This is a genomic window from Pandoraea aquatica, assembly GCF_902459565.1.
Taxonomy (GTDB): Bacteria; Pseudomonadota; Gammaproteobacteria; order Burkholderiales; family Burkholderiaceae; genus Pandoraea; species Pandoraea aquatica.
In genome coordinates this window covers 1,150,025-1,165,548 of record NZ_CABPSN010000002.1, presented here as the reverse complement: position 1 = coordinate 1,165,548, position 15,524 = coordinate 1,150,025, and the positions used below count along the sequence as shown (strand labels likewise).

Below are 15,524 nucleotides of genomic sequence, written 5' to 3'. Positions count from 1 at the left end.
CTGCGTCGCTGCATCAGCAGCAGAGAAGTGAGATTATGTCGCAGCTTCTCGTCGTCGTCAACAGTTTTTTTCGCTTTCTTCGTTCGTCGCCGTAGCGACTCACAAGCTCCAAAACCACTAACCACCGGGCTTTCCAGCCCGTCGCTTCAACCTCGTCGCTGCTTTCGCTGCGTCGCTGTCGTTGCGAGAGACGGAATATTAATGACGTTCGACAACGAGCGCAAGCCCTTTGTGAAACTATTTTTAAGATCGCAAGAATCTTGCATGTCCGCCCCCTCCACCGCTCAAACGAAGAATGCCCCGGCAAGCCCGTATATCGGGCTTGCCGGGGCATTCTTCTGGGACGAGCCGCCCGTACCCCTTCTATATATATCCGGGGACCGGTCGCGCTTCCCCTCTCCCCACATATCCGGGGACCGCTCGCCCCTCCCTATATAGAGAGATCGATCAACGCATCAGATTCTTCCGTTCCGTCGGGGTCAGCGCCTGTAACTGGGACTCGGACAGATTCATCTGGCCAACCACCTGCACCGGCGACGCCGGGTCGTAGCGGAACATCTTGCCGGTATCCGCACGCGGCTTACCCGCGCTGTCGGTCTGCGCCCCGGCATCCAGCATGCGCACGCTAAAGATGGACGACTGGTTCTGTCTCGATGCCGCCCGGTCGCGAGCCATCGCCTCCTGAGCGGCCGACGCCGCTTGCGCCGCCGTCGCGCTCGCATTCGTCAGCGCACCGACATTGACCGCTGCGACCGTTGGGATACCCACCGACTTGCCTTGCACCTGAATGTTCTCGGCATTCATCACACGCAATGCCGCAACGTTCACGTTACCCGACACGCGAATCCCGGCTTCGCCCGCGTCGACCGTTCCCAACGGCGCGATCAGGTCGATGTCGCCCGGCGGCACCTCGGGGATCGGCGCCAGTGTCGCAATACCAGCGCCCGTATTCGGCGTCGTCGGCGAAAGTGCAACAATACCTAGCCCGTCATACACCCGGCGTTGCGGTGTATAGACGACGGTGGACTTCGAGCCGCGGCCGGCGTTGATGTCGCCTTGCGCCGACCACGCCAGGATGTTCCCGCCGAACGTCGTGAAGATACGGCTCTGTCCCAGCAGAATGCTATCGAGCGAATATAGTTCGACGTTGCCCCTGCCCTGCGTCAAGATCCCCGACCCCTCTTCCGGCACAAACCCGCCATCCACACCGACGAGCGTCCGCCCGCCCGGCGTCAGAACACTCACGCCGCCACCGAAGTCGGTGTGGATCCCGGCATCCTGCACCTCGTAGTGCGGCACGCCCGTCGACGGACTGCCACGCGCGATCCACTGCGCCTGCGTCAGATACTTCACCCCCGCCTGCGGACGCGTCGTCGACACACGATTCATGTTCTGGACGAAATACGCCGCGCTACTGTACATCGTCAGATCGCCGTCGTACTGCCGTGTCGCGCCTGTCTCATCGGTCGTCGGGAACAAGGTCGCAATGGCTTCTCGACCGCGCAGATAACTGCCCGCGCGCGGACCGCTCGCATCGTTGTACTCCCGGCCGGACGCGCGCAACTCGGCGAAATAGACATCGCGCAGATAGGCTCGCTGTTGCTCCGGTGCAAGCGCGTCGAAGAACTGACGTGCATCCATCGACGCCGCATCGAAACGAACGCTCTGACCGTAGCGCACCGATGCATCGCCAAAACGTCGGGTCAGCCAGTTCACGAGATACAGATTGCTTTGCTGTGCATACTCGTTTCGCAGATCGCGTTTGGCAACGGCCCCAGCACTCCCTGCGGCCTTGCTCGCAGCATCAAGTTCGACCTGCTTATTGACGAGATAGGCCTCGGCGTCGCTCGCATTGCCGACATAACCAAACTCCTTAGTCAGCCAGCCACTCAACGTCAACTCGCCGCCATACACCACGACCGCCTTGCCTGGCTGATCGGCGAACGGACGCCCCGCTTCGGCCAGATTCGCCGGATCCAGATAACGGGCAGCAAACGCCTTGAAGTCGATGCCGTCGAGCCCCTTCGGACCGACGCCCGCCGCCACAGCAATCCCGGCACCGCTGCTCCGGTCACCCGACGTAACGTTGGTCAGCGCCCCGAGGCTGCGCAACTCGGCCTTGTCCCCCATGAGAATGTCGCGTCCGGCTGTCACCTCGAGCAAGCCCGGACCGGCCACGTAGAACGAGCTATATCGGATATCGCGTCCAGCCGAGACGACGGAGATATCGTCCGGCGAGTTCTGCACGATCAAGTTGCCCCGTGTCGTTGCATTGCTTCTCGGTTGCGGCCTGCCCGGATTGTTCACCGGATCCTGGAAGTCCGGAATGGTGTACCAGCCAGCGAAATTGCCGTTGGTCGACAGGAACGTTCCGAGCGGCGTGCCCGAGTTGACGATGTCTCTGCCCGCCCGGATGGCGACCGCGCCGTTGCCCTCGTACCAGTTCGCCTGCGTACCCGGTTGCGGCACCGAGGTGCCGCGATAGTTGATGCCGCCGGTCTGAAGGCCCACGATGTCGCCGGTCAGCGCGTAGAAACGTGCGGGCGAGATGCCGCTGAAGTCGTACCCCGAGACGGTCGCCGGTGTCAGGCTGAACATCGGGAAACGATCGAGCAAATCCTGGCTGTAGGTGAGCAGCATGAATCCCGGCGCCAGCGCATCTTGCCGGACGTTGGTCAGGAACTTACGACCGAACCACGTGGCGAGCACCCCGCCCGCGAACGCCGGATTCTGCGCAGTGGGCAACGCTTTCGGATCCGCCGCCGAGCGGCTGATCGCGTAGCCGGAGCTGTACAACGACTTACCTGCGATCATCTCCAGCGCGCCGCCGTCGGCAGCGACCTTGAACAGGGAACTGACCGGCTCAGGTGCCAACAATACCGGTGTGTCGCCACGGGACGGATTCGAATCGTCGCCAAGGATCCCCGTCGCCGAGTAGCCGTTGTAGATGCTCCCATTGGCCGCCACGGCACGCAACGTGGCGGGCAACACGAAGCGCCCGTCTGTCGCCGAATAGTTCATCCCCACACGGCCGTTGTCCCCCAACGTCGTGATCGGCACCAAATTCCCGCCCGCGCTGAACAGATCGATGGCAGTCGAGGGCGTCCAGAGCGAGAACCAACTGATGCCTTCGCCGCTATAGGAGGTGCCGTTCACGGAGAACGGCGTGCCGTTGGTGCGTTGTTGCGTGCGTGTGGCATCGCCGTAACCGCCGATCACCAGATCGCCACGCGTGTCGACACGGGCCGTCGAGTCGCCCAGCACGAGCGACGGTCCACCGGTCCCGATGCCGCGCTCGGCGACGTAGGGGTCGCGTGCACGTGACTCGCTCAGGTCGGTGCCGCCAAAGATGGCGTCGAACCCGCCCAGCGCCCCGGCTTCAACGCGTGTCGCGCCGCGCAGGTTGGTGAACGTGCCGTTCAGTGCAAGATTGCCGATACGCCATGTGGACAGATCGGTAATCGGGTTATTGGTCGGTGCGACGGCGCGAACTTCGCGCACCGGATTCAGGCCGCCGCCGATACGCACGTCGAGATCGCCCCCACCGGTGAGTACGATCTGCGAGCCATCGGCCGAGACACGACCGGTACTGGCCACAGAGACGTTCAGCCCCTCGCTTCGCGCCAGCGCACGGGGGCCTTCGGTATTGCCCGGCCCCATCCGCGATTCGAGCATGCCCGCGTTGCCGCCCGCCTCAAGCACGACGTTGCCGCCGCCGAGCGTTCCAAGCCCGGTAAAGCCCTGCAGGAAAGGTGCCGTATCGAACACGTCGGAACCGCTCTGTTTACCCGCCGTGTAAGTTCCGAAATTCACCCACCATGCGGTCGGCACACCACCCGTCGGAATCACGGAACCGGAGCCTTGTCGCCACAACCAGCTACCGACATTGCCCGAATCGGTGACCTGACGCGGGTCGCCGAACCCCGTCGCATTCGAGCGTCGGTAGCTATCGGACATGCCGATCGTGTCGCCACGAATGTCGCCCTGCGCGCGCACGAAGAGGTTGCCGCCGTGCTCCGGATACCAGGCCGAATACAGGCTCTGCGCCTTGCCGTCGACGAACTTTTCGAACTCGCCGCCGTCCGGCCCCAGCACTGACGCGTTCTTCAACTTGGACCGGGCCAGGTTGTAAGCGGCCGCGACATCTCGCGACTGCGTGCCCGCCGTATAAACGCCGTACGGCGAATTCATCGTGAAGTTTCCGCCCGCGAGCATGTCGAGATCGCCCGTGCCGGTGCGCACCACACTGAAAATCGGCTCACGCGCCGGGCTGGCTTTCAGTTCGAACTGTGCGGGCGTTCCTGGCGTGACGATCTGAATCATGTCGCCAATCTCGTTGTACATGTTCGCGTCGGCATCAGTTTTGATACCGTAGTCCAACATCTCCTGCGCAGTAACCGGATCCCCCGGATTCGTGCCGAAGTACCACGGCGCGTCACTCCCCCAACGATACACACCGGGCGTTCCCGTGCCCGGGATTTGCACCAATTTCTCCCCCATCCCGTAGTGCGTGTCCGAGAGCACCAGATGACCGTTCACGGCAGACGGACGCAGTGCACGCGGATCGGCGGCCGCAAGGTCCGCACCGGCGACCAGTCGCATCGACCACGAGGCCGATCCCGGTTGCAGCATCGGCGCGAGCGCAAGCAGTTGTCCTTGGATACCGTTGGCATCGGCGGGACGCACGTTGATGAACGTCGCGTCGTTCGGCAGCTTGACCGACGTTTCCGCCGGAATGATCGCGCCCTTCTTCATCGCCAGATCGCTGGCCAGCACGAAGGTCGTGGGCAGCACCTTGCCTGCGGGCCAGATCATCGCGGCGACGGATGCGTCGCCAGGCAAGAGCACGCCTGCATCCAACTTCATGTCACGAGTGAGCGTCACGCCCGACGTGAGTACCGAACCCGCCGCGTACACCACGTTGCCAGACGCGTCGCGCACCGCACCGCCCAGCACCGTGCCTGCGGGGAAGGTCAGATCGGCCGTCAACTTCGCCTGCCCCGGCAGACGCGTGCCGCCCGGCAGCGTGCTGGCTTCGATCGAAATGTCGTAATTGAGCTGACGCCCAGCCGGGAACGTCGTCCCTGCCACGAGCGTAACGAGACCGCCCACGGGCACGACGGCGTCACCACCCCAACCCGCCTTGCCGCTGGTGAGCACCCAGCCCTTGTTGTCCGAAGACGTCGCCGTCAGCTTGCTCGCGTCGAAGCCGTCGTTCACGCTGCCGAACACTTCGAGGTTACCGCCCGCCCGAATGGTCAGCGCCCCGGCTTCACCGCTGCCGTACACACCGGTCTTCTGCGTGTTCGCATTCAGACTCGCGTAGCGATAGCGCGACATGTCGATGTCGCCATCGATGTGCAGATCGCCCTCAGGTGTGGCGCTCACGATCTCGACGCCCGGTCGCAGATGGAAGGCGTCCGTATAGCGGCGCAGGCCCGCGAGTCGCGTGAGCAGTGCGCCGTTGGCCAGCGCATTGGACATGAACGTCTCGTTCTGTCCGTGCAGCGTGTCGAGATAATCCTGATCGATGATCTGATACGGCCGGCCGTCGACTGAAACGTCGGTGCCCGGACGCGCATTGGCATCCCGCTGCATGCCGTTGACGGTAATCGAACGTGCACCATCGACCACGACGTTGCCGCCCGCATCGATGGCAATGTCGTTACCCTTCGCATTGCCTGCCCCATTCGACCCCAGGCGTTTGGCGCTGATCTCGACAGTGCCGACATTGAGCGGCGTGCCGCTCGTCCCGGCGCGTACGTCGATGCGCGCGCCGTCGGCCAGCACGACCCGCCCGTCGCCGCCGTTGATTTCGACAATGGCACGGTTCGACGCCTCGATAGGCTGACCGTAGCTATCCAGTCGAAGCGTCGTGCTGTGTGCATCAAGCGTTGCATTACCGCCGACGCTCACACCGTCACGCGCCGACAACCGGATGCTCCCCACCTGCTTGCCGCTCGCATCCACCCGCCCGACGATATCGAGTCGTCCGCCGTCGACCGACAGCGTAATTTCGCGTGCCTTGAGTTCGTCGCCGACGACGAGATCGCCTTGCTTGATCTGGAAGCTGCGGCTGCCGAACACGCCTCCTTCGCTCAGATGTGAGTTCAATGCCGTGAAGCCATCGATGCGCTGTGCCCGTACATCGATGCCGCCCGCGCCGAACGGGACCAGCGTGCCGCCTGCGTCGTACATGCCCGTCGCGCTGCCGAGCAACTGGCCTGCGAGCGAGACGACTCCGCCTGTCGCGCCCACGGCCGTCACGGACAACTTGCCTGCACGGTTCTCGACAGCCGACAGATCGATGACCGACCCACCCGCCTGACGCACGTTGCCTTGCTCGCTGGACAGCAGCACGTCGCCGCCCCAGCTGTATTTCGTCGCGTCGAAGAACCGGAGCTTGCGCCCTGCGAGATCGAGTTGCGCGCCATCGCCAAGCGTGACGTCACCGGCCGCGTCCACCCGCAGGCGGCCGCTCGGCAGCACGACATTGGTATCGATGTGCGTCGCGCCGCCGGACGTCAGCCCAACTTCCGCCCCGAGGGCGGCGACCAGTTGGTCGTTGCCAACCGCCGGCTTCGCCCGCGCGCTTGCATTGGCGACCGTGATGTTCCCGCCCGCATTAAAGCGATTCGCCGAGCCCGCCGCACCCGTGAGGATCGGCGTATCGATGACGATATCGCCGCCGCTGTAGTCGTAGGCGTGCGTCTGGTCGTTCCAGCCGTCTTGCGCGCGATAGACGGACAGGCTGCCCTTCTGATTGGCCGTGACACGTTCGCTCGCCTTGAGCTCGACCGTCGAGAACCCGACGGCCAGACGATTCATGGCGTTGTTGACGTCGGGCTGCGTGGCGGGTCCAAAACCGAACTCGATCTCACGTGCCTCGATCGCAAACCGACCGCTGCCGGTTCCCGCGCCACCGGCGACCACACTGCTCGCCGGGGCCTTCGAGCCGGTCCAGACCAGTCGATCCGTGCGAATACGCGCCAGCGCGTCGCTCGATCCGTAGCCGAAGATCGCGGGCGTGCCGAGCACCAGCGTGTCGATGGTCGACTTGCCGGTGGTCGCGTCGATGGTGGACAGTTCGACGGAATCGTAGAAATTGATCGAATCGCGAGCGATGAGCGACAGGCTCTCCAGCGCCGGTGCGCCGTACACCGTGTCGCCGCGCAGCAGACGTGACAGCACCGGTTGATTGAGCGTAAGCCCCTGAGCAAGCTTCCCGGATGCCGCAAGCGCGTCGAGCGAAGCTTGCTCGCCCACGTTCACTCGCCCGACGGAGAGTGAGAGTTGACGCGTACCGTAGCGCACGGCGTCGGTGATCGTGAAGCGCTTATCGGTGGCGACCGCGATAGAGCCCTCGGACAGCAGCAGCGATTCGCCGGTGCACGCAGCGCCCGCCGTGCAGACCCCCAGATCGATGTAGCCCGAACCAAACGAGTCGGCGGCCGTTGTCGGCGTCGGCGCGAGCATCGCAAGCCGACCGTTGGACACGGCCAGCACACCGGACGTGCCCGGTGCGTAGGTGTAGCCGTTCGACGCGTCCCACATCTGCATGCCATAGCCGAGCGTGTTGATGCCGCTGCCCTGCTCGATGGTGATACCGCGGTTCGGCGCGCGTGTCACGATGAACACCTCGCCCGCCCGCAAGACCGCGCCGCCGCGCAGCACCACGTCGTACACATTGCCGCGACCATTGACATCGAACGATGCCGTGGCGGCCCCCAGCGTGCCTCCCGTGCCCTTGAGCACTTCGGGCAGCGCACCGATCGCCAGTCGCGCCGCACCGATGGCGTTCAAGTCGTTGGCATAGAGCGACACCAACCCGATATCGCCCACCGTGGGCCTGGCGTTCGCGCCGAGAATTTCGAAGCTACCGCCGGACGGCGAACTGACGAGAACGCTGGCGCCGTAACCATCCTTGCCGCGCGAGACCTCGGCCTTACCTTCGAAGCGAAGTGAAGGAAGTCCATCGATCTTGCCCATGTAGCTGCTGGGCAGGAAATATAAGTCGAGACGCTTGGCATCTGCCTCGATCAGCGAGCGGGGCACACCATCGCGTGCAGACGCGGCGCGCGCAAAATCGGCGTAGCTCATCTCGTTGTACTGCGAGTACTTACGCAACGTGTCTGCGGACGTGAGCACAGCCCGCGTCGGCGTGGCGCTGCGAATGCCGGTGTCGTTCACGCTCAACTGTGCAGAGAGTGCGAGCGAGCCGTTACGCATCGCGAGCGGCGCGAGACCCGCCGGTGCCGTCGTCCCCGGTTGCAACTCCACGCGATACGCGCCAGGCAACAGTGCGAACGTCGACGGCAACAGCGTGTAGGTTCCGGCAGGCAATCCCGGTACACCGTTGCCGATGGTGATCTGCTGACCGATGAGCGGTGCCCCCGCCCCGTTGTCGCTCACGATGGGCGCGTAGGCCGACTGTGCGCCGGGAACGATGGCGTAGACGGGATTGGACGACAGGGACGGCAGTGTGAAGCTGGCCTTGTTGCCCGTCTGCACCACCTGCATGAGCGGCGAGAGGCGCGCGTCGATCGAGCCGCCACGTCCGCTAAGGAATGCCGCCCCGCGAATCTCACCACCGCCCGACAGATCGATGACCGCGCCATCGTCCACGCCCACCGAGTGCGCATACACAGCAATCGCGGGCCCGGCACCTGCCAGTGCATATTTCGCATCGACACCGGCATTGAGATAGCTCAGGCCGTCGAGCGAGCCACCATAGGGCATCGTCAGCCCTGCGGCACTCACCGACGTGACACTGCCCGGCAGCAAACGCAGCAAACCAATGGTCTGGAGGTTGCTGGCGGTGCCGAACGTGATGGAGCCCATCGGGGCGCGTAACACCCCGCCCTGCAAGATATTCGGCGCGGCGAGCGTCAGATTGCCAAAGAGCGAATAGGGTTGTGCAGGCAGCGCGTTGCCCACGCGCTCGATGGTCAACTTGCGCTCGGGGTCGAATCGCGTTTCGATCGTCTGCCACTGCTCGTTCACATAAGTGCGCTGCCCCACGACGATGGTCGCGGTGGCTTCCGAGACAGGATAGATCTGAGCGGCGGCAAGCGTCAGATCGCCCGGCACGTAAAACGTCGTATTGTCGAGAAGCCGCAAGTCGCCACGGCTGCGCAACGCAACATCGCCAAATGCGAGTCGCCGGACTTCGATCGGTGAGGTGTTCGTCTCGATGGTCCCTGCCGTGCCGAATTGCATCGGACCGGACAGATCGATGATCGATGCATCGACTTCGAACTTTGCGTTGCGGTCCTGCGCCGGAAGTCCGAGCGCACCGCTCCCCCTCCCCTGATTCTTCGAGCCCACGACCGCATTGGGCATGATCTCGTTTTCGCCCTGCGCACGCGTGGCCCCGGCCAGTTGTACATACGGCGCAGCAATCTTCACCACGCTCCCCGGGGCCGCGTTCGCTGCCAGACCGAAGGAATTGGCCGTCAGACGCACGCTTTGTCCCAGCGACAGGTCGACGCTGCCGTCGAAGTCGATCATGCCGTTGGCGAGCAGCGCGAGATTGTCGAAGCCACCGGCCTTGACGCGATCCACGCCGATACGCGCGGTCCCCATCGCGAGCCCGCCACCGACTGCACCTGCGCTTAAAGTATCCGACAGCGTGCTCGGACCCTGCGTTTGGGCAACGACCATCTCGTGGGCGACGCGAACCGCGTCTTCCACGGCGGCACCCTTGAGCGTGAGGCGGTCGACAGGGCCGTAGGCGAGCGTCTCAAGCACCAGATTCAGCGTGCCGCCCGCAGCGCCCGCGCCCCCCGACACAGCGATCATCTCACCGTCGAGATACAGGCCCCGTGCCGAGGCCAGCGAAATCACGCCGCCGTTGCTCGTCACATGCGTGCGGCCCTGTCCGGGCACGTCGATGTCTGCCGACGCGCCCGATGCATCGAGCTTCGCACCGGGGCGCACGATGACGAAAGCGTCTGCGGCGTCGACCTTGGTCGCTCCCGGCGTGTACTTTGCGCCGATCTGGATCGTGCCGCCAGCGCTCACTCGGCCGTTGTAAGCACCGGATGCGTCCTGCGCCACGAACGGTTGGGCCGCCACATCGATCACGGAATGGCTGCCAAGCCAGATCGAGCGCGCCGTGAATGCGCCGTCGGGACGATCGACTTCATTACCCGTGCCGAACGCACCGCGCAACAGGCTGACCGTCCCCGAGGCCGCGTACAACCCACCGAGCAGGGTGATCTGATCGTTGCCCGTCAACGCGATGCTGCGCCCCGGATCGACGTCGATGCGTGCACCTTCGCCCACGACCAGCGGCGCGCGCTTGTAGACCGTCCCGGCGTTGAGCGCGAGATCGGCACCGCCGCGTTGCGTGACGGTGCCCTTCGCGGCGTCGCTCTGCCAGACCGGCGGAAGATACGTGCGTAATACGCGAGACGGATCGCTGCCGCTCGCGGCGTCCTGCGCGGCCTGCTTGTCCGCGTACAGCACCGGCATGACGACGTTCAGATGCGCATTGTCGGCCACGGACACGCCAAGCTGGCCCGTGACGTCGTAGCGCGAGAAGCCCGTAGAGAAAATATCCGCACCCAAGACCGTAGGCGACGCGACCCGCACCTTCTCCGTCACGGCCAGCCCGCTGGGGATGACATCCCCCTTGGTCAACGTCACGTCGAACGGCAGCGGCGTACCTGCCTTGGCGACAATGTTGTACGGCACAACGGGGATGCCCGCCGGGAAGACGTTCCCCGGAAGCACATAATCCGGCGCGACAGTGCCGAACGTGCGCGTGATAACGGTGCCCGCAGGCACGACCTGCCCCGAACTATAGGAGCGGCCACTCGGCACGTAAACGAAGAAGTTGCCCGACGCCCCCGCAGGCACCGTCCAGTCGGCGGCGAGCGTCACCGGCGCGTCGGCGGTGATCGCCGGTGCGGTGGTGAGTGTTTGCCCCGGCATCACGCGTGAGATCGTCTGCTTGTAATCGACCGGCGCGACGGTACCGGCCTTGATCGTGTAGTCCTCCAGCAGCATGACGTTGATCGGCAACGACTCACCGGCGGCAAGCCATCCCTCCGTCTGAAGCCCCGGACCGCCGATGACCACGCCGTTGCCCGTGTCGATCTTGAGCGTGCCGCCGCCGTTCACACCATAGGCGCGCAACGTGCCGTCGACCTGCACCTCACCATGCCGCTTGCCGTCGAGGTCGTACTGGCTGGCCAGCAGCGAGACGCTGCCGCCCTTGCCTCCACGTACCGTGCCGTTCGACAACAACGCTGCCCCCGACGACACATCGACGATGCTCCCCGGCAGCAACCTCACGTCGCCCGAACTGGAGAGCTGCACACTGCCGCCGTTGACGTACGGCAGGCCATGAATGCCCGCTTCGCCGTCATCCGCCCGGCTCCACAGGCCGCGTGCGTCGAGCGTCGCGCCGCCCGCCACCTTGACATACTGCTCACCGCCGACGACGGCAGTGTCCGCAACGGGCATGTCGGTCCAGACACCGTTGCCGGTGGTCGTGAGCATCTGATTCAGGATGTTGCCCGCGGCAATCGCACCGCCGCGCGCCGTCACGTTAGCGTTGAGTTCCACGCGCGTGGCATGCAGACCGACGTCGCCACCATCGGCGACTCGAAGGTCGCCGCCCAGCGTCAACCGCTCGGTCGCTATCAGCTTCACGGCACCGAAGTTCTGACGATTGATCCAGTCGGCATCGAGCGAGATCTTGCCCGCGCGCTTCGGATCGATGGCCGCATCGAGGGCGATGTCGGCCGCCAACGCCTGCACGGAACCCACGTCGATAGTGCGAGCGAGTGCCGACGGGCTGTCGCGCAAGGCGAGCGCTACGTCGTCGTAATAGGGCGTGATCCGGCCAACGATGAACTGTCCGGCGCGCGGTGCAGCCAATTGAGATTGCAGATAGCCGTCGTAGAGCCCCCGGTCGGCGGCCTGCGTCTGACGCGGCCCCTGATAGACGGACGTATCGACGTCGCCCTCAAGCACGGCCGACAGACTGGAGACGATCAGACGCCCTGCATCGCGTCCGACGGTGTAGCCGTTCTCCAGGCGCTCGCCCGGCGCGATGAACGGCGTGGCATATGACTCGGTGGTGCCTTTGCCCCATCGGGTGTGAGCGACTTCGAAACCGCGATACACCCCCAGATAACGCAAATCGCCCGGCGCATTGTCCGCACGATAAAGTTGTCCGTCGTCGCCGCGCAGCCAGCTCTGACGGATCATGCCCGTCTGCACGTCGAGTGTGCCGCCCGCCAGATTGATCAGGGAGCCCGCGCGCGTGACGACTTCCGCACCGCCCAGTTGCACCGTGCCGCCCTGCGCGGCCCATTCGCCGATGCCGTGTTGTGCGGTGTTGAGATAGCCGCTAACTTCGAGCAGACCGCCCGCCGTGTACCAGCGATCGGTCGTGAAGCCTTGCGTGCCCGCCGGCACGCGCACCAGATAGCGACGGTCGATAAAGAGCGTCTGGTTGTTAAGCAGCGCGGAATCGCGGTTGGTCGGTGCGTCGCGTTGCTCGTTGCCCTGCACGCTGATTTCGAGGTTGTTCGACGCCATCGCCACCTGCACGCCGACCGCGCCCGACACGTCGAGCTTGGCACGCTCCATCGCCACCATGCGACGCGTCCCGGCAACGTTGATCTGCCCGCCGGTGGCGAGCGTGAGCGTGTCGCTGTCGAGCAGCACATCGCCCGACGAGACGATCTGTACCAGCGACTGGTCGCGACGGTTGTACAAGCCGGATTCAGCGACCTTGGCCGTGTCCGCAAGCATTGACGAGCGCTGCACATCGAGGGCCGTGTCACCTGCGGTGTCGAGCAGGATGGCGCTCACCGCGCCCGGCGCGAGCTTCACCTGTGCGTTCGCATCGCCGCTCGCGGTCAGGTGGATCGTGCCTCGTGTATTCACTGAGGTGCTCGATACCAGCACGCCGCTTTGATCGACCTGACGGCCGGTGAGCGTGATGTCGCCCAACGTCGACAGAATCAAACCGCTGTTGCTGATGCGTCCGGCCGTCGATCCCGCGAGGAGGCTCGGGGTGACTTCGTTGCCGCGCGTGCTGGAATTCGGATTGCCGTCCGTGCCCATGCCACGACGGATGACAAACGCGTCGCCGCCCGCGATCACCGTCTGGCCTGACGGGGTGACGATCGTGCCCCGGTTATGTGCCTCACGACCGAGCAGCAACACATAGCCACCGCCTTCCGTCACCGATTGCGGCTTGCGCGTGTTGATGCGCGCACCCGCGTCGACGACCACATTGGCCGTAGCTCCAGTGTGCGAGAAGCCTGAACCGGTGACGGTCAGATCGTTGGCGAACGTCGGCACCGTTGCACCTGCGAGCGCCGTGCCGTAGATGCCGCGATTGAACTGATCGTTCGTCATGCCCACGGCTGCCGCCACCAGATTGCGCGTGTCGACCTGCGCCGTGCCCGTGAACTGAATGCCGTTGCGGTTGACGATCACCACCGTGCCATCCGCCTTGATCTGGCCCTGAATCTGGCTCGGGCGTGCGTTCGGATCGTTCACGCGGTTAAGCACCGCCCAACCCGGTTGCTGCGCGAACTCGACCGTTGTGCGACGCCCGACGTTGAACGTCTCCCAGTTCAGGATGGCCTTCTCACCCGTCTGTTCGATCCTGACGTTGGTGTTGCCAGCGGCGTCGCGCGTTTGCGCGATGTCCTTCTTCGCGTTGATCCAGCCCGCAGTGAGGCTGTTCGTGTCGACCTTCAGGCCGCCTTCGGCAAGACCGTCGGGAATCGTTTCAGGAGACGCGGCAGCGGCCTGACGCGCCGCCGTCTGCGCGGCCTGCATTGCAGCGATGCCTTGCGCAGCGGTCGCGAGATTGGCGATGGAGTTCTGCAACGCCTGATTGGCGCGTTGCTGCTGTTCGCCCGGGTTTTGCAGCGACGAGACGGGCATGCCGTTCGGCAGACGTCCCGTTTGTGCCGCCGTCGTCTGCGCAGCACCGCGCGCGGCGAACCACGCACTGCTAAACGCCTGTTGCGCGTGGGCCGCGCCGATCATGGCGCTACTTGCGGCGAACACCGCAACCGCCTGCGCAAGCGGGCGGATGCGCAGCACGCGCAGTGGCAAAGGAGGCACGGAGGGCGAAGAAGAAGCTACGCGCTTACGCATGATGGTTTCAATCCCGTCTGTCGTCTGGTGCGGCTGTGGGGCGGTGTCTCGCGACAACGCCAGCGAACAGCCTCTGGCAGGTTTTCGTCCAAACGTTCCATGCATAGGAATGCGAAAGGAACACTTGACGCTCTCGGGACTAAGACCCTTCGACGCAGGCCAATCGGCAAGGATTTATTTGAATCTTTCGTGACATGACCGAACCGTCACGGCGAACGCCCAACGCCGGGCGTTCGCAAACTGCGGTGACTGCAATGATGGAGGAAGTCCGAGCCGATCAACCGAGCAACACGATGCCACCGGGCAGCGCGCGCGCCGACAGACTCAGCGAATGCTCGATCTGACCGAGTGCCACATCGAGCGAGCGGATCGCAAAGCGTCCGGTGACCGGACGCGCGGCGATTTTATCGTTCAGGAGCACGACTTTCCCCGGACGGTAACGGTTAATCTCGTCGATCACATCGCCCAGCGGCACCTCGGCAAAGCGCAGATAGCCATCGCGCCATTCGGGCATAGCGTTAGCGTCGACATTGACCAGCGATTGCAGGCTGCGTGCGTCGTAGACGAGTTGCTGACGCGCACGCAGCGTGACACGCCCGGCGGTATGCACCACATCCGCCGTGCCTTCGATGCAGGTAACGCAGACCTTGTCGGCCACGTTGCGCACTTCGACCCGCGCGTGATGCGCAATGGTTCGCCCCGCCCCGGCCACGATCTCGAACGGACGCGATGCCAGTGTGGTGTCTACGGCCGCCTCGCCGCTCAGCAGGTCGATGCCCGGCGTACTGGCCGCTGCGCCCCCGGTGCGGAGTGCCACGCTCGTACGCGTATTCATTTCGACGGAGACATCACCCGCCAGCGCGACGGTGCGCTGCTCGCCGGTTCCGGTACTGTAGTCGGCGTGAATGGATGCAGCACTGGGCAGCAGCCCGAGGGGCCCGCCAATGACGGCCACACCGGCTGCCGTAGCGAATGCGCCTGCCGTGCCCGCAAGCACCCAGCGGCGGCGCGGATCGAAGCCGAGTCCGGTCTCGCGCTGGGCCTTTGCTTTCGTCGTTGTTTTGCGCGACGGGGCCGGACACGCAGCAACCGCCGCTGCAGCCGCCGCCGATTGCTGCGCCGCCTGCGTCAGTTGCTTCCACTGACGCTGTGCGTTGGCCAGCGCCTGCGCGTGCTTCGGATCGCGCCGCGCCCACTCGCGCAGCGCGTCGCCGTCGGCGTGCGTCATCTCGCCGGACGCCATCCGTCGCACCCAGCTCATCGCCTGCCGTTCGGTAGCATCGAGACGCCGCTTGTGCGGCAACGGGGTATCCGGTCGGGACATCATGGCGTCACCTCTCGCATGAGACGGAAGGTCTCCTTTGCTGAGACGGTTTTGCCCCGCGCCA

General features: G+C 64.8%; 2 protein-coding genes. Both read right to left on the bottom strand.

Annotated features, from left to right (window positions below):
- Nucleotides 1-447: 447 nt before the first annotated feature.
- The gene (locus tag PAQ31011_RS10805; protein WP_174990071.1) at nt 448-14,136 is read right to left on the bottom strand and encodes a filamentous haemagglutinin family protein; all 13,689 of its coding nucleotides are present in this window, start codon (nt 14,134-14,136) and stop codon (nt 448-450) included.
- A gap of 277 nt (nt 14,137-14,413) precedes the next feature.
- Nucleotides 14,414-15,463: a FecR family protein gene (locus PAQ31011_RS10800; protein ID WP_150575758.1), complete on the bottom strand. Its 1,050-nt coding sequence runs from the start codon at nt 15,461-15,463 to the stop codon at nt 14,414-14,416.
- Nucleotides 15,464-15,524: the final 61 nt, after the last annotated feature.

What these genes read in the sequence shown, in the direction of transcription:
- PAQ31011_RS10805 (WP_174990071.1), bottom strand. Translation starts at nt 14,136, where the DNA reads ATGCGTAAGCGCGTAGCTTCTTCTTCGCCCTCCGTGCCTCCTTTGCCA.
- PAQ31011_RS10800 (WP_150575758.1), bottom strand. Translation starts at nt 15,463, where the DNA reads ATGATGTCCCGACCGGATACCCCGTTGCCGCACAAGCGGCGTCTCGAT.